Source organism: Sphingomonas sp. 3P27F8, from assembly GCF_005502745.1.
Taxonomy (GTDB): domain Bacteria; phylum Pseudomonadota; class Alphaproteobacteria; order Sphingomonadales; family Sphingomonadaceae; genus Sphingomonas.
Genome location: NZ_SCNL01000002.1, coordinates 360,950 through 382,035, shown reverse-complemented (window position 1 = coordinate 382,035; position 21,086 = coordinate 360,950). Strand labels below are relative to the sequence as shown.

Here is a 21,086-nt window from a genome sequence, read left to right as displayed (position 1 = left end):
ATATGACGGCAGCAATCCCGTTCAGCCCGGACGGCCGCTCACAATTCCCGTAGCGCTTCGGCAGGGCGCGCGCGCAGGGCTGGCAGGCTTCCCGCCACGCCGGTGCCGAGCGTCACCGCCATCGCCGCGACAAGCGTCGCCGCGACGGTATCCCAGCGCGGCGCCCAGCCGATCGCGAACACCTGCGTGACAACGTACCATCCGGCACCCGCGCCGATCGTCAGCGCGACGACGGCGAGAAGCAGCGACAGGATCGCATATTCGATCGCCTGCGCGCCAAGCACCTGCGCCCGGCTGCCACCGAGCAGCTTGAGGATCACCGCGTCGTAACGTCGCGCGCGGCCCGACGCCGAGACCGCACCGATCAGCACCGCGATTCCCGCCGCCACCGTCACGGCCGCCGCCGCGCGGATCGCGACCGCGACCTGGCCGAGCACCGCGCCGAGCTGACCGATGACGTCGCCGACGCGGATCAACGTGACAGATGGCAGCGCCGCCGCCACGCTCCGAGCGACCGCGCCGTCGTGTGCGGGCGCGGCATAGACACTGGCGAGCAGCCCGTGCGGCGCCTCCTCGATATAACCGGGGGAGAAGATGATCGCGAAATTCAGGCCCAGCCCGCCCCAGTCGATCTTGCGCAGTGCGGCGATGCGGGCGGGCACGTCCACACCGAGCACGGATATCGTGACGCTGTCGCCGATCTTGAGGCCAAGCGCGCTGGCGGCCTTGTCCTCCAGCGATACGAGCGGCGGGCCGCGATAATTCGATGGCCACCACTGGCCTGCGACGATGGCGTTGCGCGGCGGCAGCGTCGCCGACCAGGTGATCGTGCGGTCGCCGCGCAATACCCACGCGCCTTCCGGCAGCGTCTTCATGTCCGCCACGCGCTGCCCGCGCAATGCCACGATCGAACCGCGCAGCGACGGCAGCGTCTCGATCGTCGCGCCCGGCGCCGCGCGATCGACCGCCCGCCTGAAAGCCACGGCATCATCGGGCTGGAGATCGATCGCAAAGAAGCGCGGGGCTTTGGCCGGCGCGGCGTTTCGCAGTTCGGACGACAGGCTGGAATCGATCACGGCCAGCGCGACGAACAGCGAAAAGCCCAGCCCCAGCGCCACCACCAGCCGGTCGGTCTGTGCGCCGGGCCGGTGGAGGTTGGCGATCGCCAGCCGGATCAGCGGCGCTTTCGGGCGTGGCAAGCGCGATGCCAGGAAGCGCAGCGAAATGCCGACAAGCCAAAGCAACACGATCAACGCGCCGACAGCGCCGACGAAGCCGAGCGCGAGCAGCCGGTCCGATGCTGTCAGCACCGCCAGCGCGACCAGCGCGGCGGCCAAGGCCGCCATCAGCGCGATGATAACAGGCGCAGGCCAGCGGCGCGGCGCCAGTGCATCCCGCAGCAACGTGGCGGCGGGCACGTCGCGCGCACGCGCCAGCGCGGGGATCGCAAACAGCAGCGCAACCAGCACCGCCAGCAGCGCGGCGGTCGCCAGCGGCACTGGATAAAGCGCCAGCCGTGGCGGCACCGGCAGCGCAGCGCCGGCCACGGCCGTGATGATCCACGGCACCGCCGCACCGACCGCAAGGCCACCCGTCACGCCCACCGCCGCGACGATGCCGAGCTGCGCCAGGAAAATCCCCGCGATCGTTTGCGAGCGTGCGCCGAGCACTTTCAGCGTCGCGATGATCCGCGTCTTGCCGGCAAGGTACGCCGCAACCCCGCTGCCGACCCCGACGCCGGCGATCGCCAGCGCTGCCAGCCCGACCAGCAGAAGGAACTGCCCGAACTGATCGATGCCGCGCCGCAGGCCGCCCGCGGCGCGGTCGCTGGTCCTGGCGGTCCACCCCGCGCCCGCAAGCCGCTTGAGCAACCGGTCGCGCACGATGCCCGCGCTGGCGGGATCGGGCAGGGCGATACGGTAGCGGCTTTCGTAGAGGCTGCCGGGCTGGACGAGCGCCGTAGCCTCCAGCCCCGCGATGTCGATGATCGCGGGCGGCCCCAGCGCGAATCCCGCGCCAAGCCGGTCGGGCTCGTCGGCGATCAGCCCGATCACGCGCAGGCGCGCCGCTCCGACGCGCAAGCTATCGCCCGGCTTGACGCCCAGCCGCTCGGCCAGCGCAGGGGCGATCGCGATCTCGCGGCCTCGCGGTCGATCCGACAGGGCGCCAGCCGCCAGCCGGAATCGCCCCACCAGCGGCCATGCCGCATCCGTGCCGCGTAGATCGACAAGCGTCGCCGGCCCGCCCGCATCCGCCATCGCGCGCATTGATATTGCTTCGGAGACACGGCCGGCCGACGCGAACGCCGCCAGCTCTTCCACCGTCGCGCGGCGCTGCGATACGAGCAACTCCACGTCGCCGCCCAGGATCTGCCGTCCGTTCGCATCGAGCGCCGCCACCATGCTGGCGGCAAGGCTGCCGATCCCCGCCAGCGCCGCCGTGCCAAGGAACAGGCACACCGCAAGAAGCAGCAACCCGCGCCCGCCGCGCCGCAGATCGCGCAATGCCAGCCGCCAGACGGTGCTCAAGCGGTGCGCCGATCGTCGATGATCCGGCCATCCGCCAGATCGATCACGCGGGCGCAGCGCGCCGCCAGCGCCGGATCGTGGGTGATGATGAACAGGGTCGTGCCGCTCGCGGCGTGGCGCGCGAACAGCAGATCCATGATCGCGGCGCCCGTGGCGGTGTCGAGGTTGCCGGTCGGCTCGTCGGCGAAGATCAGCGCGGGCCGCGAGACGAGGGCGCGGGCGATCGCGACCCGCTGCTGCTCGCCGCCTGAAAGCTGCGCGGGATAATGATCGATGCGATGCGCCAGCCCGACAGCGGCAAGCTCGGCCGTGGCGCGCGCGAACGCCTCCGGCTCGCCGGCGAGTTCGAGCGGCACCGCCACATTCTCAAGCGCCGTCATCGTCGGCAACAGGTGAAATGCCTGGAGCACGATGCCAATCCGCCCTCGCCGCGCAATGGCCAGGGCATCCTCGTCCAGGGCCGAGAAATCCAGATCCGCCACGCGCACCGTGCCGCCGCTCGGCCGCTCCAGCCCGGCAAGGATCGCCATCAGCGATGATTTGCCCGATCCTGACGGGCCGAGCAGCGCGACGCTCTCGCCGGCTTCGACGCGCAGATCGATCGCGCGCAGGATTTCCACCCGCGCGGGCGCGCGGCCGAGCGCAAGGGATACGTTGCGCGCTTCGATCAGCGCGCTATCGGGGAGGGATGATCGGGTCACGGTTCAAGCGATATGGACGGCGATGGGCAATTGTCCATCTCGCATTGCTGTTGTTCGCCGGTATCGTGCCGGCCGCGCAGGCCGCGCCGCGCGCGCCGCTGATCTGGGCGTTCGGCGACAGCCTGAGCGCAGGCTATGGCCTGCCCCCCGCGCAGGGCTTTACCGCGCAGTTGCAGGCGGCGCTCCGCCGCGCCGGTGTAGCCGCCACGGTGCGCAACGGCGGTGTCGCCGGGGATACGGCCGCGCAGGCCCGCGCGCGCCTGCGATGGGGCCTGCGGGGCTTGGGAGCGACGCCTGATCTGGTGATCGTCGAGCTTGGCGCGAACGATATGCTGCGCGGCCTGCCGGTGGCGCAGGCGCGCGCGAATCTCGATGCGATCCTGATCGAGCTGCGCAACCGCCGCATCCCGGTGCTGCTCGCCGGGATGCGCGCCGCGCCAAATCTCGGCCCCGATTACGTCCGGGCGTTCGACGGCATGTATCCTGCACTGGCCAGGGCGCATCGCACGCCGCTCTATCCGTTCTTTCTCGATGGTGTGGCGGCGAATCCGCGCCTGCTTCAGCCCGACGGGCTGCATCCCAACGCCCGAGGCGTGACGATCATCGTCGCGCGCCTGCTGCCAAGCGTGCGTCGAGCGCTGTCAACGGGATAGCGCGACGGGCCTTGCTGCCGCTAAATTGTTGCAGCTGGGCGAAAAGAGTAAAGCTTTGCCAACCCTTTCGTGCCACAGGCGCGGTCATGAGGGCGTTCGCAAAACGGCGGGTGACTATATCGTGCCGGTTGGCGCTGGCGCTTCTCGCGTTGCTCTGCGGCCTCTCCGCCGAGGCACGCGCGGTGAACGCCAAGCCCGCGTCATGCTACGCCGTCACCGATCGCGCGGCGGCGGACAGCATCCTGTCGTCATTGCGCTTTTCGTGCACCGGTACGCCGCGCGACTATCAGCGCGGGAGCCTGTGGATCACGGTGCGGCTGGATCGTCTGCCGCTCGACCCGCGCGATCTTGCGTTGCTGATCCACCAGTCGCGCTTCGATCGCCTCGCGGTGGGATTCACCTACGCTGACGGGACCATGCGCTGGCAGGAGGTGAGGGGGGGCCGTTTCGGCGCCCACTGGCGCGCCGGTGGCCAGATCCTGTTCGAAGCACCGGAGGAGGCAACGCCGGTCACCGCCGTGACGATGCGACTGGACCGGCTGGCCGCATACGAACTCGTGCACGCGCGCCTCATGCCCAGGGGCGAAGCGGCGATGCAGGCGATGGGGCTGGCCGCCGCCGTCGGTGCGGCGCTGATGCTGTTGCTGATCGGCGCCGTCTACACATTGTCGCTCGCGATCGCGGTGCGTCGTCCGTATCTTGGCTGGCACGGCGCATGGGCGGTGTGCATGTTGCTGTGGGGGTTGGTCTGGTCGCAGTTTCATCTCTTGCTGCTGCCCGGCATGGCGGGCAGTGCTTCCGCGCAACTCTGTACCTTTCTTTCCTGCCTCGCCGTCACGCTGGCGACGATGAGCGCGCTGACGTCCTTCGCGACGGGGCTGGTGCCACGCGCGTTGAAGCGGGCGACGCTCGTGCTCGGCGGCGCGGTGGCGATCGCAGGAGTGCCGATCGCCTTGGTGCGTGGCGGCGATCTGATGATGCTCGGCGCCGCGCTCGGCTATCTTATAGTTGCCGATCTGCTGGCGGTTTCGGCATGCGTTGCGCTGGCGTGGCGACGCGGGGCGCGCGAGGCGCGCGATTTCGCGGCGGCGTGGTCCGTGCCGATGGCGACGTTGGCGTCGATCCAGTTCGTCGATATCGACGACAGTTTCTGGGGGGGCGGTTCGAAGCTGGTGATCCTGCTCGCCGCGACGTGGCAGACGCTATGGCTGGTCATCGCGGTGACGCGGCGGCTGGGCCGGCTGCGGATCGAACGCGATCGCGCCCGCGCCGGCGAGGTTCAGGCCTATGAGCTGGCGCGGCGCGATTCATTGACCGGGTTGCGCAACCGGCGCGGCTTTGTGGAAAGCGTCGCCCCGCTGCTCAATCGCGCGCGCGCCGACGGGCTGCCGGCAGCATTGCTGCTGGTCGATATCGATCGCTTCAAATCGATCAACGACATGCACGGTCATGAGGCCGGGGACGCGGTGTTGAACCGGGTCGGCCGGCGTATCGCATCGTGGGAGGGGGCGATGTGCACCGTGGGCCGGATCGGCGGGGAGGAGTTCGCCCTGCTCAGTATCGGCCTGGAGGGCGCGGTGCTTGAGCGTTTCGCGGAGAGCGTGCGCGCCGGGATCGCCGATTGCGATCACAGCGACCGGATCGGCGGAAAAGCAGTTACCGCCAGCATCGGCGTGGCGGAAACGCATCCGGCCGCCGAATTCGGGCTGCTGTTCAAGCTATCCGACGAGGCGCTTTATGATGCCAAGCGCGGCGGCCGCAATCAGGTGGTATTGCGCCGGCTGCTGCTGGAAGAACCGGCGCGGCCAGAGCGGCGCGGAAGCGGACGTCCGTTCGCCGGCCGGCGTTGATCGTGCCTCCCGCCCAGTCGAAAGGCTGCGCGCGGTGCGCCGTCAGCGCACCGGCCAGCGGCGGAACTCCATCCCAGTGCGGCCGGCGGGCAGGCTGAAGACCATGCCGTCCTCACCCACGGTGATCGTCCCGCCGAAGCGTTGTCGCGCGCTGCCGAGGAAAGCGGGGTACATCACCCGTGACGGGAGCGGTGGAATGTTGTGGCTGAAGACGAGGTTCCTCACCCCGGCCGCCTGCGCTTCCGCAGCGGCATCCTCCGGCGAGGTGTGATAGTTCAGGATATCCCGCGTGATCTTGGTCAGCCCCGGCTGGCCGCGTCGTGCCAGCGCCTCCGTCATCAACCCCACGAGGCGGGGTTGCAGCCCTTCATGCACGAGCAGGTCAGCGCCCTGCGCGTTGCGGGCGATCGATCGGGTGGCGCTGGTATCGCCGCTGAAAACGATCGAGCGCCCCTTGTACGTGAAGCGGTAGCCGACGGCCGGCTCGACCGGCCCGTGATCGACGCGAAAGGCGGTGACGGTGAGGCCGTCGCCTTCGAAAACTTTCACGGGTGACCAGTCGCCACGAGGGGGCAGCGCAAATGGCAATCCCCGTCCGCCAGCGCCGGACGGCGGGGCGACTCCTGCGCCATGGTGCGCGGTGCGGAAGCCCGAATCGATCGCATAGGCCCGATCGAAGCCGGCGACGACGCTATCGGTGCCGGCTGGCCCGTGCACGGGTAGCGGGCGCGTGCGCGCCGCGCCAGTCCAGGCATAGAGCATCATTGGCCCGAGGCCATCGATATGATCGGAATGGAGATGCGTCAGGAACACCGCCTCGATCCTGCCAGTGGGAATGCCCATCAGCATGATGTTGCGCGCGCCTCCTTCGCCCGCGTCGACGGCGAAGACATGTCGGCCCGCGATCAAGACGCTGCATGTTCCGGCGCGGGTCGGGTCCGGCATCGGGGAGCCGGAGCCGCACAACGCCACGTGGAGGCCATCGGGCAGCTCTCGCGTGACGTCCACGCCGGCACGGGCATCGATCGCGGCGCGCGCGGCGCCCCGGCCGACCGCGCCGGGAAACGCTGCCACAGCAAGGGTCAGCGCGAGCGCCACGCCGCCGCCCACCCATCCGATCGCGCGCATCATCCTGCCCTCCGACAATTACCTGAACGACAGGATACGCGATATTATGGCATTATCAATGCCGATACCTTGCGGATCGCACCGCGCGTGTTAGGATTGCGTCGAAGACGAACGGGGAGGATGAAATGATGACTCAGCTATCGCGGGTGCTGGTGGCGCTGGTCGGCTTGTTCAACGTCATCTTGGGGCTTGGCTTCCTGCTCGATCCGGCGGGCTCGGCGCTGCGCTTCTTCCTGTCGCCGCTCGGGACGCAGGGGATGGCGACCCTGCGCGCCGACTTCACCGCGTTCTTCGTGGTCGGCGGCGTGTTTGCGGTAATCGGCGCCTGGCGGCGCGAGGGTGGGCCGCTGCTGGTGCCGATCGCGTTGCTCGCCGTGGCCATCACGGGGCGAGCGGTCAGCCTGATCGCGGACGGCGCGGCCGCGACGGCTTTTCCGCCGATGGTGGTGGAAGCGCTGATGATTGCGCTGCTGCTTTTCGGGCGCCGCGCTTTTGCGGGCGCGCGGCCATGAAGCGCTGGAAGAAGATCGCGCTCGGCACCGTCGGCGCGGCGGCGGTCGCCGGGTTTGCGGCGAAAGATTATGTGCTGCTGCATCTGCCCGGCTGGCTCGCGCCGCGTGTGCATCCGTTCCGCGAGATCGCCTGGCAACCTGGGCCGGCAAGGCCATTGCTGCCGCCCGCGCAACGGCCGCCCAACATCGTGCTGATCGTGGCGGATGACCTTGGATACAACGATATCAGCTTCAACGGCGGAGGCGTGGCGCGGGGATTGCTCAAGACGCCGAACATTGACGCGATCGGGCAGCAGGGCGCCAGCTTCGCGCAAGGCTATGCCGGGAACGCCACCTGCGCGCCATCGCGCGCGGCCTTGTTGACCGGGCGTTATCCGACGCGCTTCGGATTTGAGTTCACGCCGACCGATACGCGCTTTGCCAAGACGATCGCGGGCTTTCCGAGCAAATGGCAGTACAAGACGATTCTCGATCAGGCGGCGGTTGACCATGATCCCCCGCCTGATGCGAAGGGTATCCCGACCAGCGAGCGCACGATCGCCGACATGTTGCGTGGCGGCGGCTATCACAGCATCCATCTCGGCAAATGGCATTTGGGTGGAGAGCGCGGGATGCGCCCGGAGCAGCGCGGCTTCGACGAGAGCCTCGGTTTCATCATCGGCGCGCAGATGTTCATGGATCAGCGCGATCCGAACGTCGTGAATGCGCAGCAGGATTTCGATCCGATCGACAAATACCTTTGGGCGAACCTGCCGTTCAGCGTGCAATATAACGGCGGCGAGCGCTTTCATCCCGATCGCTATATGACCGATTATCTGACGCATCAGGCGATCCGCGCGATCGACGCAAATCGCAACCGGCCGTTCTTCCTCTATCTCGCCTATAACGCGCCGCACACGCCGCTTCAGGCGCTGAAGAGCGATTATGACGCGCTATCGGCGATCCCCGATCACCGCACGCGCGTCTATGCCGCGATGATCCGCGCGCTCGATCGCGGGGTGGGGCAGGTGATGCAGGCGCTGAAGGCGCGCGGGCTGGACGATAACACGCTGGTGATCTTCACCAGCGACAACGGCGGCGCACATTACATCGGGCTGCCCGAGATCAACCGACCGTATCGAGGCTGGAAGGCGACCTTCTTCGAGGGTGGAATCCGCGTGCCGTTCTTCATGCGCTGGCCGGCGAAGATCGCGCCGGGCACGCGGGTGAACGGCCCGGTCAGCCATTTCGATATCTTCGCCACCGCCACCGCCGCTGCCGGCATGAAGCCACCAGCGGATCGCGTGATCGACGGGATCGACCTCGCGCCCTATGTCGATGCGCGCCACCAGCCGATGCCGCGGCGTACCCTGTTCTGGAAGAGTGGCGCCTATCAGGCGGTGCGCGATGGCGATGCCAAGTTGCAGCTGCTCGATATCCCGCGCCAGTCGCTGCTCTATGAGCTGAAGGGCGACCCGACCGAACAGCGCGACGTTGCCGCCGCCAATCCGGCGGAGGTGAGGCGACTGACCGCGCTGGTCCGCGCGCATGATGCCGAACAGGTAAAGCCTTCCTGGCCGGCGCTGATCCGCTCGCCGATCGCGATCGATCGGCCGTTGGGCACGCCACCGCGCAATGGCGAAACCTATATCTACTGGTCGAACTGATGGCGGCGGAGGATGGGCGGCACAAGCGATCGGAGGCAAGCCGGCGCAAGATCATCGCGGCGATGGTCGCGCTGGTGGGCGAGGGTGATCCCGCGCCCGCCGCCGAGAAGATCGCTGCTCGCGCCGGCGTGGGGCTGCGCACGGTTTTCCGCCAGTTTGCGGACATGGAGGCGATCTACGCGGGCATGGCCGAGCGGCTGGCGGACGAATATCGGAACTGGCTGGACCCGTTCACCGCGACTGACTGGCGCGGTCAGCTGGCCGAAATGATCGAGCGCCGGCTCGAAACCTATGAGCGGCTGATGCCGTACAAGCGCGCCGCCGACGCGCATCGTCATGCCTCCGCGACGATCCAGCAGCGACATGCCGTCGTGGTGGCGACGATGCGCGCCCGCTTGCAGGGATTGTTGCCGCCGGCGATCGCCGGTGATGAGATCGGGCTCGAGACGATCGACCTGATGCTGAGCTTCGAAACCTGGCAGCGGCTGCGGCTGGATCAGGGCCTTCCGGTGCCGCGTGCGCGGATGGTGGTGGAAAGCGCGGTCGCACGGGTGCTCGCTTCGCACCAAGAGGAACCTGCGGCATGACGCTGGATTATGAGTGTTTCTGGTCGTTCCGATCGCCCTACAGCTATTTCGTCACGCCGCGACTGGTGGCACTGGAGCGGGATTTCGATGTGCGTTGCAATCTGCGTGTCGTGCGTCCGATTGCGGTGCGTCAGCCGGAATTCTTCAGCAACGGCGATCCCCTCTGGGTAAGCTATCTGATGCGCGATACCGTGCGGACGGCAGCCTTTCTGGGCCTGCCTTATCGCTGGCCGCGCCCGGATCCGGTCGTCATGGACATGGCGACGCGCAGTTACCCGCAGGAGCAGCCCTATATCCACCGCCTCAGCCGGCTGGGTCAGCTTGCGGCGGAGCGCGGACGCGGCTTGCCATTCGTCGCGGCGGTCAGCCACCTGATCTGGAGCGGCATTGTCGACAATTGGCATGAGGGCGATCATCTGGCGCGCGCGATCGCAGGCGCGGGCCTGGACCTCGCCGAAATGGACCGGGTGGTAACCGCGGAAGGCGGCCGGCTCGCCGCAGCGATCGAGGCGAACGAGGCCGATCAGCGCGCTGCCGGCCATTATGGCGTCCCACTGATGGCGTTCGGCGGAGAGCCGTTCTTCGGGCAGGACCGTTTCGATCAGCTCGTCTGGCGGATGAAGCAGGCCGGGCTGGAGGCGCGGGGCGGGCGATGAGGTCTGCCCCGGTGTAACGCCACCTGCCCCTTGCGTTATCCCCGCGAACGGTTTCTTGTGGTGCGAAACAGAGAACGGCGAGTGGGGGGACGGCATGGGCATGGCTGGACGGATTCTGGCGGGCGTTGCGCTCGCGGCGATGGCGGCGGGCGGCCTCGCGCAGAGCGCGCCCACCGACAGCAAGGCGATCGAGGCAAGGTTCGATCAGCAAGTCAGCAGCGCCGACCAGCTGGCGTGGCTGAAGGAGATGGCGTCCGAGCCCAATCATGTCGGCTCCCCGCACGACAAGGCCAATGCCGAGGCGTCGCTCGCCAAGTTCAGGCAATGGGGATGGGACGCGCGCATCGAAACCTTCCATGTCCTTTATCCCACGCCGGTTTCCACGACGGTGGAGATGGTGTCGCCTGAGAAGATCGTGCTTGGCGGGCAGGAGCCGCCGATCGCCGGCGACGATACCTCCGCGAACACCGCACATGCGCTGCCACCCTATGTCGCGTTTCAGGGTGACGGCGATGTCACCGGCGATCTCGTTTACGTGAACTATGGAATGCCCGGGGATTACCAGGATCTCGCGCGGCGCGGGATCGACGTGAAGGGCAAGATAGTCATTGCGCGCTACGGCACCGGCTGGCGCGGGCTGAAGCCGAAGCTCGCGCAGGATCACGGCGCGATCGGCTGCATCATCTATTCCGATCCGGCCGATGACGGTTATGGTCAGAGCGACGTATATCCGGTCGGCGGCGCGCGGCCCGCGGGCGGCGTGCAGCGCGGCTCCGTGGCGGATATGCCGCTTTATCCCGGCGATCCGCTGACGCCCGGCGTAGGCGCGACACTGAACGCCAAGAGGCTGAAGCGAGAGGATGCGAAGACGATCCTCAAGATCCCGGTATTGCCGATGTCTTACGGCGATGCGCAGAAGCTGCTCGCCCGGCTTGGTGGGCCGGTGGCGCCCGAGCCTTGGCGTGGCGGCCTGCCGGTCACTTATCACATGGGCGGCAACAACGGCGTTTCCGTTCATCTCGCGGTGAAGTCGGACTGGAAGCTGACCCCGGTCTATGATGTGATCGCGACGCTGAAGGGCGCGCGCTACCCCGATCAATGGGTGATCCGCGGCAACCACCACGATGGCTGGGTGTTCGGCGCGTCCGATCCGCTTTCAGGCAATGTCGCGATGCTTTCCGAGGCGAAAGCGCTGGGCGAGCTTTATCGTCAGGGCTGGAGACCGGCGCGGACGATCGTCTACACGAGCTGGGACGCGGAAGAGCCGATGTTGCTCGGCTCCACCGAATGGGCCGAGCAGCATGCCGACGAGCTGAAGAAAAAGGCCGTGATCTATATCAACACGGACAACAACGGGCGCGGCACCTTCTATGCGCAGGGCAGCCATCCGTTTCAGCATCTCGTCAATGGCGCCGCCGCCGATGTGACGGACCCTGAGACCGGTGCGACTGTAGCGGCGCGCGCGCGTGCTTCCGTGCTGGTGGGGGCGTTCGAGGGCAAAGAGCATCCGGGCGAAGCGACGCTGGAGGCCGCGCGGAACGGCGGCGATCTGCCGCTCGGCGCACTGGGATCGGGATCGGATTATTCCGCCTATCTCCAGCATCTCGGCCTGCCGGCGCTGAATATCGGATTTGGCGGCGAGGATGAATCGGGCGGCGTCTATCATTCGGTCTACGACAGCTTTCATCACATGACGACGTTCGATGATCCGGGCCTGAAATATGGCGCGGCCTTATCGAAGGTCGTGGGCCGGCTGGTGCTGCGACTGGCCGATGCCGATCTGCCGGTGCAGCGCTATGGCGATTTCGCCGATACGGTATCGACCTATCTCGGCGAGGTGAAGAAACTCGCCGCCGATCGCCGCGCGCAGGACGAGCAGCGCGATCGATTGCTTAGCGACGGCGCGTTTCGGCTGGCGAGCGATCCGCTAAAGCCGGTCGGCGCGCCGGCCGCCGAACCGATGACGCCGCATATCGAGCTTGCGGCGCTGGAAAATGCGGTCGATACGCTCAAGCAATCCGCTTCGGCGTTCGACAGTGCGCTGGCGGCGCGTGGCGCGGGGCTGACGCGGGCGCAGCGCGATCGGCTTGGCGCTCAACTCCGCGATATCGATCAGCTGCTGCTCGACGATCGCGGCCTGCCGGGTCGTCCGTGGTACAAGCATCTCATCTATGCGCCGGGCCGCTTCACCGGCTATGGCGCGAAAACGCTGCCGGGGGTGCGTGAAGCGATCGAGGAGCGGCGTTTCGACGACGCCAACGATTATGCCGCGCGGACGGCGAAAGTGCTGCGCGACTATGCGGCGCGGCTCGATATGGCGCGCCGGACGTTGGAAGAAAGATAGACCGTGTAAAGCGGAGACGGCGTGGCCGATGGCCGGCCGCCTGGAACGAAAGGAGCTGGATCGTTCCATGATGACATGGTTTCGCGAGCGCTATCTCGATCTGCTCGGGTCGATATATATCTATAACGAGCATCGCGGTTACAGGTCGATCGATCGGGTGCTGGAGGCGGTTCGCCGCCGCGCGCCCGACGATCACGCGCTGATCGCCGCGATCGAACAGCACCGTGCCGACGAGCGCAAACACTATGTCATGTTCAAGCGCTGGTTCGAATTGCGCGGCAGCATGCCGTATTTCATCGATCGCACCTGTGGCCATATCGACCGCTTCGTGGAGATCATGTTCCGTTCGACGATCGACGAACTCGATACCGATGCCATCGTCGCGCGCGACGATCTGTTCGAGCGGCTGTGCCGCGTCATCGCACTGACCGAGCAGCGTGGGCATCGCCAGGTGGAAATCCTGCTGCGGCATTCGCTGGTGCGGCATGATGCGGTGCTGATGCGGATCTTCCGGATCATCGAGCGCGACGAGCCGAGCCACTGGGCGCCCTACCAGGGCTGGCTCCACAGCCACGGGAAGCGTGATCCGAAATGGTGGGAGCGGGCGATCGATACGTTCATCCACTCCGAGCTGTTGTTCTTCAAACTGCCGGTGTTGTTCCTGCATCCGCGCCTTCTCCGCCGGACGCAATGGGCCGATGCGTCCGACCCGGCCGAGGCGCTGGCCTCCTCATTTTCCCTCGCCGTGCCGCGGTAGCCCGGCGGGCGGAAAAGCAGGAAGGCGCGTCGCCCAATGCCCGCGCTTGTTCAGCGATCATTGGCGGCGGGCGTGTTCAGGGAGCCGCGGTCATCCCCGGCAGCGTGCGGAACGCGGCGCGCAGGCGCTCACCCCATTCGCGTGAAATGGCGATGAAGCGCGGGTCATCGGCTTCGATCCGTTCTCGTGTCTGAAACGCGAAGCTGTCCGCGCGCATCACCGCCAGATCCAGCGGCATGCCCACCGAGAGGTTCGAATGGAGCGTTGAATCCATCGATACGCACACCGCCTTGACGACCTGTTCGAGCGGCATGTCGATCCTCAGAACCCGGTCGAGGATCGGCTTCCCGTATTTATGCTCGCCGATCTGGAAATAGGGCGTGTCGTCTGTCGCTTCGACGAAATTGCCAGCCGAATAAACCATGAACAGGCGATGCCGCCCGCCCGCGCGCTGCCCGGCGACAAGGATCATCGCGTCCGCCCCCGCGCCGCCGGCCTGGATCGACTCGCGATAGCGATCCTGCTGCGCCTGCATCGCCTCGCCCACCAGTTCCGCGATGCGATAGATGCTTTCGGCGTTCAGCACCGTTTCGATCTCTGGATCGTCGGCGGATTTCTCGATCGCCTTGTTCAGCCGGGTGATGACGCCCTGGGTGATCGAGAGATTGCCCGAGCACAGCATCCCGATCGCGCGCTCGCCCGAAACCTCCCAGGTGAACATCTTGGCGAAGCGCGAGATGTTGTCGATTCCCGCATTCGTTCGGGTATCGGATAGCAACACCAGCCCATCGGTCACGCGCACCGCGACGCAATAGGTCATGCGAACTCGTGCCCCCGTTTCATTGCTGCTGCTGCTGCTGCTGTTGCTGCATCGCTTCGATATCGCCTTCTCCGCGCGCGATCCTCACGTCGGCGGAAACGGTTCCCGGCCCCCCGCCGGTCACGATCCCGCGTAACGGGGCCGCGTCATTGGCGTCAAGACCAGTGCACAGGCGCACGTAGTGATCGGTCGGGCTCAGCCCGTTCGCGACGTCGAACCCGACCCAGCCGAGCCCAGCCACATGGGCTTCTGCCCAGGCATGGGTTTCGAGTTGCTGGTAGGCCTCGTCGCCGGCCAGCAGATAGCCGGTGACGTACCGCGCCGGCACGCCGCGCGCGCGGGCAGCGGCGATGAAGATATGCGAGTGGTCCTGGCATACGCCGCCGCCGCCCGCCAGCGCCGCGGCGGCGGGGGTGGCGCTGTCGGTCATCCCGCTGCGATAGGGCAGGGCGGCTCGCACCTCGGCGCTCAGCGCGTGCAGCCCCGGCAGCGCGCCGGCCCCCGGCTCCAGCCCGCCGCCAAGCGCGCGGATTGCCTCGTCAGGCTGCGTCAACGGCGTGTCGCGCAGGAAAACCTCCGGCGGGCACGCGCGCCGCAAGCCCTTGATGATCCCGGCGCGATCCTCCGTTTCGACGCGGCCGTGCGCCACGATCTCCAGCTCGTCGTGGTGACGGTGGCTCAGCCATTGTGCGAAACGCTCGCCATAGCCGCCCATGGTGCCGTGCGTAGTCTCCTCGCCGTCGATCTCGACGTGCCAGTCTATCACGCGCTGCCCGTCGAAGCTTGGCGGAAACAGTTTGAGGCGCAGCGCCAGCCCCGCCGCGCCGGCCGGATAACGCATATGGGTGAGGTGGCGGACGAGGAGCAGCATCAGTTGAAATGATAGGTCTGCGCGATCTCGCGCGACAGACGGTTGGTGACGTTGAGGGCATTCTGCACGAATTCGTGCAGCCCCTCCTCGAATATCTCGCCGCTCTCGCGGTCGCGCAGCTCGGCCAGCATCGCGGCGGCGGTGTCATGCGCCGCGCTGCGCCCGCCGTGCGACTGCGCCAGGCGATCGAGATGCCAGCCGATCTGGCCGAAGCAGAACGAAATCGAGCGCGGGAATTGCGGGTTGAGCACCAGGAGGTCGGTGATGCGCCAAGGGGAATAATCGCCGCCGCCATAGACGTGGTGATAGACCCGCGCGGCGGCCAGGGCATGCAGCACCGATGTCCACTGATAGTGATCGCGCACGCCGCCGACGACCGAGGTTTCGGGCAGCAGCACGTAATATTTCACGTCGAGCAGCCGCAGCGTCATCTCCGCGCGTTCGAGCGCGCCGCCGATCCGCAGGAAATCATGGCCTTCGTTGCGCAACTGCCCGGTTTCCACTGTGCCACGAAAGGTGGAGGCGCGGGTTTTCACCCAGTCGAGCAATTCGGGAAGGTTGCGCCGCGCGCTCGTCACGTCATATTGCTCCAGCCGGCGCCAGTCGTCGTTCAGCGCCTCCCACATGTCCTGCGTCAGCGCCGTGCGCACCGCCCGCCCGTTCGCGCGGGCCTGAAGCAAACAGGCGCGGATCGACGAGGGGTTGTTCTCGTCGAGCAGCAGCAGCCGGACGATATCCGCCTCCGCCACGGCACGATCGCCCTCGATCAGCCCGTCGGCGCCGGTGACGCGAAGCACGGAGCGCCATTCCTCGCGGTGGATCGGGCCGGGCAGGATCGTCATGCGCTGCCCCATCTGGATCAGCCGCGCGGTGCTTTCGGCGCGCTCGATATAGCGGGCCATCCAGAAGATGTTCTCGGCGGTGCGGCTCAGCATCTCAATCTTCCAGCACCCAGGTGTCCTTCACCCCGCCGCCCTGCGACGAATTCACCACCAGCGAGCCTTCGGTCAGCGCCACGCGGGTCAGTCCGCCCGGCACCAGTCGCATCCGCTTGCCGACAAGGCAGTAGGGACGAAAATCGACGTGACGGCCCACGATCTCGTTATGGCCGAGCACCGGCACGGTGGAGAGATCGAGCGTCGGCTGCGCGATGAAGTCGGCCGGGTCGGCGCGGATGCGCTCGGCATAGGCGGCCACCTCGGCGCGCGTCGCCTTCGGGCCGATCAGCATGCCGTAGCCGCCGGAGCCGTGGACCTCCTTTGCCACCATCTCGTCCAGATGATCGAGCACATAGGCGCGCTCTTCCGGCACGGCGCAGCGCCATGTCGGCACGTTTTCGAGGATCGGCGTTTCGGACAGGTAGAAGCGGATCATCTCCGGCACGAAGAGATAGATCGCCTTGTCATCCGCGATACCCGCGCCCGGCGCGGAGCACAGGTTCACCCCGCCCGCACGATAGGCGCCGAACAGCCCCGGCACTCCCAGCAGCGAATCCGGGCGGAACGTCAGCGGATCGATGAAATCGTCGTCGATGCGGCGATAGATGACGTCGACCTGCTTGGGGCCGCGCGTCGTTTTCATCCATACCTTGTCGTTATCGACATACAGGTCGAGCGGTTCGACCAGCTCGACGCCCATCAGATCCGCCAGGAAGCTGTGCTCGTAATAGGCGGAATTGAACGCGCCCGGCGTCAGCACCACCACGGTCGGATCGCTGCCGGCGCCCGCAGGGGCCACTTCCTTGAGCGTCGCGAGCAGATCGTTCGGATAGGAATCGACCGGTGCGACGTGGGTGGAAGCGAACAGCTCGGGAAACATGCGCTGCATGATCTCCCGGTTTTCCAGCATGTAGCTCACGCCGGATGGTGTGCGGCAATTGTCCTCCAGCACCTGGAAGCCGCCCTGGCCGGTGCGGATGATGTCGATCCCGACGATATGGCTGTAAACCCCGCCGGGCGGATCGAAGCCGATCATCTCCGGCAGGAAGGCGCGGTTGCGATAGATGAGGTCGCTCGGCACGATCCCGGCGCGGACGATCTCGCCGCGATGATAGACGTCGTAGAGAAAGGCGTTGAGCGCCTGAGCCCGCTGCCGGATGCCGCGCGCAAGCGTGCGCCATTCCGCGCCGGAAAACACGCGCGGCAGCAGATCGAAGGGTATGAGCCGTTCGGGATCGCCGCCTTCGCCATAGACCGCAAAGGTGATGCCGATCCGGCGAAATATCGTTTCGGCTTCCTTCAGCCGCGCGTTGAGCCCTTCGATCCCGACTTCATCGATCCAGCGCTGAACCTCGGCATAACAGGGCCGAACCGCAGCGTTCTGATCCGTCATCTCGAAAAAGGCCATTCGCTCTCCTTCGCTCGTCATTTGATGATGCGCTGCACAAGATTATTTGCAAGAGCGAAATTGCGCGCGACAAGCGGGCCGGGCCCTCGAACCGCCGATCGATCGTTTGAGTGACTGAGGTGCAGGCGCAGTCATTGATCGGCGCCTGATCGAGCAGCTCGCCGGTCATGCGCGAAATGACGGCGTCGGCACGCGCAATCCCCGCCTTCCGCCCAGTTGCCGCGCCGCCGCGATTGACCAGAAGAAGTGCGGCGGACGCGAGCGTAATGTGAGCGTTGTCAACATCTGCTTGCCCGCCCGGCATGGGCGGCGCTATGTGCGTGGATGGCAAAGGCTTATCACCATGGTGATCTCCGGGCGGCTCTGGTGGCGGAGGGCGTGTCGCTGCTCGAAAGCCAGGGAGCGGACGATCTGTCGTTACGTGAACTGGCGCGACGCGTCGGCGTGAGCGCGACGGCGTTGTATCGCCATTTTCCCGACAAGGCGGCGCTGATGGCCGCCGTCGCGCGTGAGGCATTGGCGAAGCTGGCGAGCGCGCAGCGCGAGGCGTCGGAGCGCGCTGGCGGCGGGGTGGCCGGGTTCAGCGCGACGGGCGCGGCATATGTGCGTTTCGCGCGCGACAATCCCGGCCTGTTCCGGCTGGTATTCGCGCATCCAGTGCCGCCGGGTTTCCACGACAAGGAAGACGATGCGATGGCGATGCTGAAAGCCACCGCAGCGGCGCTGGCGCCGCCAGGCACGGATGCGAACGCCTTTGCACTGCGGGCATGGTCGCTCGCCCACGGGCTGGCGATGCTCATGCTGGACGGTCAGGTATCGGTGGACGACGGGACGATCGATCGGGTGATCGACGTCTCCGCGATCCGCGGCGGCTGAGCGTCAGCCCTCGCGGACGGCGTTGATGATGGCGCGTCCGTAGGCGGTTTTGCTGAGCGCCTCGCCGCGTGCGAGTGCCTGTTCGGCGGTGATGAAGCCCCGGGTGAAAGCGATTTCCTCCAGGCAGGCGATCTGAATGCCCTGGCGGTGCTGGATGGTGCGGACGAATTCGGATGCTTCCAGCAGACTGTCATGCGTGCCGGTATCGAGCCACGCATAGCCGCGCCCCATCTGCTCGACGTATAGATCGCCGGTGTCCATGTAGAGGCGATTGAGATCGGTGATCTCCAGCTCCCCGCGCGCCGATGGCTTCAGATCGCGCGCGAGATCGATCACGCGATTGTCATAGAAATAGAGGCCGGTCACGGCGTGGTTCGATCTTGGGGTGGCCGGCTTCTCCTCCAGACTGATCGCGCGGCCGGTGTTGTCCAGCTCGACGACGCCGTAGCGCTCCGGATCATCGACACGATAGCTGAACACCGTTGCCCCTTCGGTGCGCGCGACGGCGCTCGCCAGCAAATTGGTCAAATGCGCGCCGAAGAAGATGTTGTCGCCCAGCACCAGCGCGACGCGATCGTCGCCAATGAAGTCACGCCCGATCGTGAAAGCCTGTGCGAGGCCCTCGGGGCGTGGTTGTTCGGCATAGGAAATGGAAAGGCCCCAGTCGCCGCCGGTGCCGAACATGCGCCGGTAATTGTCGATGAACTCGGGGCTGGAGATGATCAGGATATCGCGGATCCCCGCCATCATCAGCACGGACAGCGGATAATAGATCATCGGTTTGTCATAGACCGGCAGCAGCTGCTTGTTGATCGCCAGCGTCGCCGGATGCAGCCGGGTGCCGGACCCGCCGGCGAGTATGATGCCCTTCACGTGGGTGTTCCGATCAGTTCGTCGAGAATGTCGTCCAGCGCGTCCTGCCACGGGCGCGGGTCGATACCGTAAGCCGCGCGGATCGCGCCATGATCGAGCCGCGAGTTGGCCGGGCGCCGCGCCGGCGTGGGATAATCGGCGGTGGCGATCGGCTCCACCATCGGCGATGGGCCGCCCCGCCGCGCCGCGCCGGCGAAGATCGCGCGGGCGAAGCCGCACCACGTCGTCTCGCCGGCGTTGCTGAAGTGGAAGGTGCCGGTCGGCGCATCCGCGTCGTCCGCCATGCGCAGTGCGATCGTCGCGACCGCGGCGGCGAGATCGGCGGCGCTGGTCGGCGCGCCATGCTGGTCGTCCACCACGCGCATCGTGTCGCGCTCGGCGCCGACGCGCAGCATCGTCCGGATGAAGTTGTTGCCGTGCGCGCTCACCACCCATGAGGTGCGCACGATGGCATGCCGCGCGCTTCCGGTCGCCACCGCGAGATCGCCGCCGAGCTTCGACGCGCCATAGACGCCGAGCGGCCCGGTCTGGTCGTCGGGCGCCCAGCGGCCGTGCTTCGATCCATCGAATACATAATCGGTCGAGACATGGATCAGCGGGATATCCGCCGCCTTGCAGGCTTGCGCGAACGCGGCCGGAGCGAGCGCATTGACCGCCCAGGCGTTGACGCTGTCCTCCTCCGCCTTGTCGACCGCGGTGTAGGCGCCGCCCGAAATCACCGCCGCCCATGGCCGCGATGCGACCAGCGCCGCGATCGCCTGCGTATCGCGCAGGTCAAGCTCGTCGATATCGACCGCTACGATGCCCCAGCCGTCTGGCCACGGATAGCGTCGCAGCTCGGTGCCGAGCTGCCCGTTGCCGCCGGTGACGAGGATTTCCCTCACGCCGCAAGCCCGCGACGCTCGGAAGCCTTGGCCTGGACCAGCGCGCGCCACCACGGCTCGTTGGCGAGATACCAGCGCACCGTCTTTTCGATCCCGCTCTCGAACGTCTCCGCCGGCTCCCAGCCCAGCTCGTCGCGGATCCGCGATGCGTCGATGGCGTAGCGCGCGTCATGGCCGGGGCGATCGGCGACGAACGCGATCTGCTCCCGGTACGAACGCCCGTCGGCGCGCGGCCGCTCGCGATCGAGGATCGCACAGACGGTTTCCACAACCTCGATGTTCTTTTTCTCGTTATTGCCGCCGACATTGTAGGTACGCCCGGGCGCGCCGCGCTCGAACACCGCCTGCAGCGCGCGGACATGATCCTCGACATACAGCCAGTCCCGCACGTTGGTGCCCTGGCCGTAGACCGGCAGCGGCTCGCCGGCGAGCGCCTTGGCGATCATCAGCGGGATCAGCTTTTCCGGGAAGTGATACGGGCCATAGTTGTTCGAGCAATTGGTGATGAGCACCGGCAGCCCGAACGTATGGCCCCAGGCGCTGACCAGATGGTCGCTGCCGGCCTTGGACGCCGAATAGGGCGAGCGCGGATCATAGGACGTTTCTTCGGTGAACAGGCCGGTGTCGCCCAGCGAGCCGTAAACCTCGTCGGTGGAGATATGGTGGAAGCGGAAAGCCTGCTTCGTCATGCCCTCCAGCGATTGCCAGTAAGCCCGCGCCTCGGCCAGCATCGTGTAGGTGCCGACCAGGTTGGTCTGGATGAAAGCGTCTGGCGCGTCGATCGAACGATCGACATGGCTCTCGGCGGCGAGGTGCGTGATCACTTCGGGGCGGAAATCCGCGATCGCCGCGCGCACCGCGCCCGCGTCGCAGATGTCCCCCTGGACGAAGCGATAGCGGTTGCTGTGCGCCACTTCCTCGACGGTGGAGAGCGTGCCGGCATAGGTAAGCTTGTCGAAGTTCAGCACCTCGTGATCGCTATCGGCGATCAGATGGCGAATCAGCGCCGAGCCAATGAACCCGGCGCCGCCGGTGACGAAGATACGCATCGGAT

General features: G+C 66.9%; 19 protein-coding genes. 9 read left to right on the top strand and 10 right to left on the bottom strand.

Features of this window, described 5'->3' with window-relative positions; genetic code table 11:
* Positions 1-38 precede the first annotated feature (38 nt).
* Together FFS35_RS04400 and FFS35_RS04395 are read right to left on the bottom strand one after the other, a co-directional pair.
* On the bottom strand, positions 39-2,528 hold the full coding sequence (locus FFS35_RS04400) for an FtsX-like permease family protein (RefSeq protein WP_137785884.1): 2,490 nt from the start codon (positions 2,526-2,528) through the stop codon (positions 39-41).
* Entirely contained in the window at positions 2,525-3,229 is a 705-nt protein-coding gene (locus FFS35_RS04395) for an ATP-binding cassette domain-containing protein (RefSeq protein ID WP_137785883.1), read from the bottom strand. Before FFS35_RS04395 ends, FFS35_RS04400 begins: the two co-directional genes overlap by 4 nt.
* Between FFS35_RS04395 and FFS35_RS04390 the strand changes: the two genes are divergently transcribed.
* Entirely contained in the window at positions 3,217-3,882 is a 666-nt protein-coding gene (locus tag FFS35_RS04390; protein WP_137785882.1) for an arylesterase, read from the top strand. The two genes, FFS35_RS04395 and FFS35_RS04390, sit on opposite strands and share 13 nt — an antisense overlap.
* An 86-nt stretch (positions 3,883-3,968) precedes the next feature.
* On the top strand, positions 3,969-5,732 hold the full coding sequence (locus FFS35_RS04385; RefSeq protein WP_137785881.1) for a GGDEF domain-containing protein: 1,764 nt from the start codon (positions 3,969-3,971) through the stop codon (positions 5,730-5,732).
* Positions 5,733-5,774: 42 nt separating this feature from the next.
* Here FFS35_RS04385 and FFS35_RS04380 read toward each other — a convergent pair whose 3' ends face one another.
* Positions 5,775-6,863: an MBL fold metallo-hydrolase gene (locus tag FFS35_RS04380; protein WP_212742164.1), complete on the bottom strand. Its 1,089-nt coding sequence runs from the start codon at positions 6,861-6,863 to the stop codon at positions 5,775-5,777.
* A gap of 125 nt (positions 6,864-6,988) precedes the next feature.
* Here FFS35_RS04380 and FFS35_RS04375 point away from each other — a divergent pair, with 125 nt between their 5' ends.
* The 6 genes from FFS35_RS04375 (at position 6,989) to FFS35_RS04350 (ending at position 13,362) form a co-directional block, all read left to right on the top strand.
* Positions 6,989-7,372: a hypothetical protein gene (locus tag FFS35_RS04375; RefSeq protein WP_137785880.1), complete on the top strand. Its 384-nt coding sequence runs from the start codon at positions 6,989-6,991 to the stop codon at positions 7,370-7,372.
* Positions 7,369-9,018 (top strand): sulfatase-like hydrolase/transferase, encoded by a 1,650-nt coding sequence (locus FFS35_RS04370; RefSeq protein ID WP_137785879.1) that lies wholly within the window; start codon positions 7,369-7,371, stop codon positions 9,016-9,018. Before FFS35_RS04375 ends, FFS35_RS04370 begins: the two co-directional genes overlap by 4 nt.
* Positions 9,018-9,605, top strand: coding sequence for a TetR/AcrR family transcriptional regulator (locus tag FFS35_RS04365; protein WP_137785878.1), 588 nt, complete (start codon positions 9,018-9,020; stop codon positions 9,603-9,605). Before FFS35_RS04370 ends, FFS35_RS04365 begins: the two co-directional genes overlap by 1 nt.
* The gene (locus tag FFS35_RS04360) at positions 9,602-10,261 is read left to right on the top strand and encodes a DsbA family protein (RefSeq protein WP_137785877.1); all 660 of its coding nucleotides are present in this window, start codon (positions 9,602-9,604) and stop codon (positions 10,259-10,261) included. The genes FFS35_RS04365 and FFS35_RS04360 overlap by 4 nt, the downstream gene beginning before the upstream one ends.
* A 100-nt stretch (positions 10,262-10,361) precedes the next feature.
* Positions 10,362-12,605 carry a transferrin receptor-like dimerization domain-containing protein gene (locus FFS35_RS04355; RefSeq protein ID WP_249341447.1) on the top strand — a complete coding sequence of 748 codons (2,244 nt, stop codon included), beginning with the start codon at positions 10,362-10,364 and terminating at the stop codon, positions 12,603-12,605.
* A gap of 67 nt (positions 12,606-12,672) precedes the next feature.
* Positions 12,673-13,362 carry a ferritin-like domain-containing protein gene (locus FFS35_RS04350; RefSeq protein ID WP_137785875.1) on the top strand — a complete coding sequence of 230 codons (690 nt, stop codon included), beginning with the start codon at positions 12,673-12,675 and terminating at the stop codon, positions 13,360-13,362.
* Between the two features lie 76 nt (positions 13,363-13,438).
* Here FFS35_RS04350 and FFS35_RS04345 read toward each other — a convergent pair whose 3' ends face one another.
* Genes FFS35_RS04345 through FFS35_RS04330 form a run of 4 tightly spaced genes read right to left on the bottom strand, consistent with a single transcriptional unit; the run spans position 13,439 to position 17,399 of the window.
* A complete protein-coding gene (locus FFS35_RS04345) occupies positions 13,439-14,182 on the bottom strand; it encodes a peptidase (RefSeq protein WP_137785874.1) in 744 nt (247 codons plus the stop codon).
* Between the two features lie 19 nt (positions 14,183-14,201).
* Entirely contained in the window at positions 14,202-15,053 is an 852-nt protein-coding gene (locus FFS35_RS04340; protein WP_137785873.1) for a transglutaminase family protein, read from the bottom strand.
* Positions 15,053-15,988, bottom strand: a complete 936-nt coding sequence (locus FFS35_RS04335; RefSeq protein ID WP_137785872.1) for an alpha-E domain-containing protein — start codon at positions 15,986-15,988, stop codon at positions 15,053-15,055. Before FFS35_RS04335 ends, FFS35_RS04340 begins: the two co-directional genes overlap by 1 nt.
* A gap of 1 nt (position 15,989) precedes the next feature.
* A complete protein-coding gene (locus FFS35_RS04330; protein WP_137785871.1) occupies positions 15,990-17,399 on the bottom strand; it encodes a circularly permuted type 2 ATP-grasp protein in 1,410 nt (469 codons plus the stop codon).
* Positions 17,400-17,723: 324 nt separating this feature from the next.
* Here FFS35_RS04330 and FFS35_RS04325 point away from each other — a divergent pair, with 324 nt between their 5' ends.
* The gene (locus FFS35_RS04325; protein ID WP_137785870.1) at positions 17,724-18,275 is read left to right on the top strand and encodes a TetR/AcrR family transcriptional regulator; all 552 of its coding nucleotides are present in this window, start codon (positions 17,724-17,726) and stop codon (positions 18,273-18,275) included.
* A 3-nt stretch (positions 18,276-18,278) separates the two neighbouring features.
* Here the strand turns inward: FFS35_RS04325 and rfbA are convergent, their stop codons facing one another.
* From rfbA to rfbB, 3 genes are read right to left on the bottom strand one after another with little or no spacing between them, the layout of a single operon-like run.
* The gene (gene rfbA, locus FFS35_RS04320; RefSeq protein ID WP_137785869.1) at positions 18,279-19,148 is read right to left on the bottom strand and encodes a glucose-1-phosphate thymidylyltransferase RfbA; all 870 of its coding nucleotides are present in this window, start codon (positions 19,146-19,148) and stop codon (positions 18,279-18,281) included.
* Positions 19,145-20,032, bottom strand: a complete 888-nt coding sequence (rfbD, locus tag FFS35_RS04315; RefSeq protein ID WP_137785868.1) for a dTDP-4-dehydrorhamnose reductase — start codon at positions 20,030-20,032, stop codon at positions 19,145-19,147. The genes rfbA and rfbD overlap by 4 nt, the downstream gene beginning before the upstream one ends.
* Entirely contained in the window at positions 20,029-21,081 is a 1,053-nt protein-coding gene (rfbB, locus tag FFS35_RS04310) for a dTDP-glucose 4,6-dehydratase (RefSeq protein ID WP_137785867.1), read from the bottom strand. The genes rfbD and rfbB overlap by 4 nt, the downstream gene beginning before the upstream one ends.
* Between the last annotated feature and the right edge of the window lie 5 nt (positions 21,082-21,086).